2 protein-coding genes and 1 pseudogene are annotated in these 1,373 nt (G+C 76.3%); 1 reads left to right on the plus strand and 2 read right to left on the minus strand.

Features of this window, described 5'->3' with window-relative positions; genetic code table 11:
* Nucleotides 1-316 (plus strand): ankyrin repeat domain-containing protein (locus ACFXAZ_RS39160; RefSeq protein WP_384601766.1); only part of this gene is annotated, 316 nt, incomplete at its 5' end.
* On the opposite strand, the gene ACFXAZ_RS39165 is transcribed toward ACFXAZ_RS39160, so the two are convergent.
* Both ACFXAZ_RS39165 and ACFXAZ_RS39170 read right to left on the minus strand, forming a co-directional pair.
* On the minus strand, nt 287-1,093 hold the full coding sequence (locus ACFXAZ_RS39165; RefSeq protein ID WP_384601769.1) for an intradiol ring-cleavage dioxygenase: 807 nt from the start codon (nt 1,091-1,093) through the stop codon (nt 287-289). The two genes, ACFXAZ_RS39160 and ACFXAZ_RS39165, sit on opposite strands and share 30 nt — an antisense overlap.
* Before the next feature lie 40 nt (nt 1,094-1,133).
* A pseudogene (locus ACFXAZ_RS39170) lies at nt 1,134-1,373 on the minus strand (histidinol-phosphate aminotransferase family protein); the annotation flags it as partial.

The raw sequence follows: 1,373 nt of genomic DNA on the forward strand, positions 1-1,373 counted from the left end.
GGGGGGGGGCTGGCGGGGGAGTGTGCGGGGGCGGGGGGCCCGCGCGCCGGCGCGCGCGCGCCCCGCGCCCCCCCTCGCGCCCCCTCGGGGGGGCGCGCCCCCCCACGGCACCCCGCTGTGCGCGGCGGCCTGCTGGGGCCACACCGACGTCGTACGCGAACTCCTCGCGCACGGCGCCGATCCCGGCCTCAGGGAGGAGCGGGGGAGCGGCCGTACGCCTCTGGAGTGGGCGCTGGCGGGCCCGTACCCGGAGACGGTCGCGCTGCTGAGTGCGGCGCTGGAGCCGTCAGTCCCGCTGGACGCCCAGCGTCAGTGAGGCGGCGAAGCCGTTGCCGACGGGCGTCAGGGTGAGCAGTCCGGAGGTCGGGCCGCCGCCGTCGTAGAAACCGTCCTCCTCCAGTGGCGTACGGCTGCCCGTGTTGGCCGCGTACGCGGGGAGGGCGGCGACCTCGCGGGTGAGGTCCTCGGGGAAGAAGAGCTGGCCGGTGTGGAGTTCCTGGCCGCCCTCGAAGGAGTCGTCGTCGGTGAGCTGGACGTCGGTGTGCACCTTGATGTGGATGTGCACACAGCGGTCGCCGTACCAGCCAGGGAAGACGGTCGTGAACCGTGCGGCGCCCTCGGCGTCCGTCCGCAGGCCGCCGCGCAGGAAGCGGCCGTTGTCCGGGCCGTCGTGGCCGTTGTTGCCGACGAAGCCCGAGTACTCGCCCAGCGCGTCGCAGTGCCACAGCTCCACCAGGGCGTCGGGCAGCGGGACGCAGGAGTCCGCGTCCACGACCGTCAGAGCGACCGTGAGGGGGACACCGGGCCTGTCCTCGCCGATGTCCGCCCGGACCAGCGCGCCTTCCAGGTGGTACGGGCCCTCCGTCATCTCCCGGGTGAGGGTGCAGACGGCGGGCGAGGCCGAGTCCGGGGTCCCGGCCGGGGTGGGCTGAGTCGTGGGGCCGGTCGGGGGCGTGGCCTGCGCTCCGCCACCGCCGTCCGACGTGCAACCGGCCATCACCAGCGCCGCCGCCGTCGTACCCGTGGCGATCAGCACCGAGCGGCGGGTGAGTGGGGATGTCCCCGGTGTTCCCGAGATGTCTGCCATGACCATAGGACCGTAGCGGAACAAACTGTCGGCAACCTGTCGGGTGCTAGCCCGTGTTGGGCCACCCGGCCGGGTTGGGCCAGCCCGCCGCCGGGGCCGGGGAGAGGCCGTTCGTGCCGCGCACCTGGGCCGCGGTGAGCCCTCCGTGGGCGGGGACGCCGGGCGGGGTGAGCCCCGCCCCGTTCGTCGAGCCGACCAGCCGGTCCACCGCGCCCGGGGGGGGGGCGGGAAGCGTGAGCGGCGGCCCCCCGGGCGCACGGGGGGTCCCGGCCCCCCGCCCCCGGGG

The organism is Streptomyces sp. NPDC059477, assembly GCF_042749375.1.
Classification (GTDB): Bacteria; Actinomycetota; Actinomycetes; order Streptomycetales; family Streptomycetaceae; genus Streptomyces.

What these genes read in the sequence shown, in the direction of transcription:
- ACFXAZ_RS39165 (WP_384601769.1), bottom strand. Translation starts at nt 1,093, where the DNA reads ATGGTCATGGCAGACATCTCGGGAACACCGGGGACATCCCCACTCACC.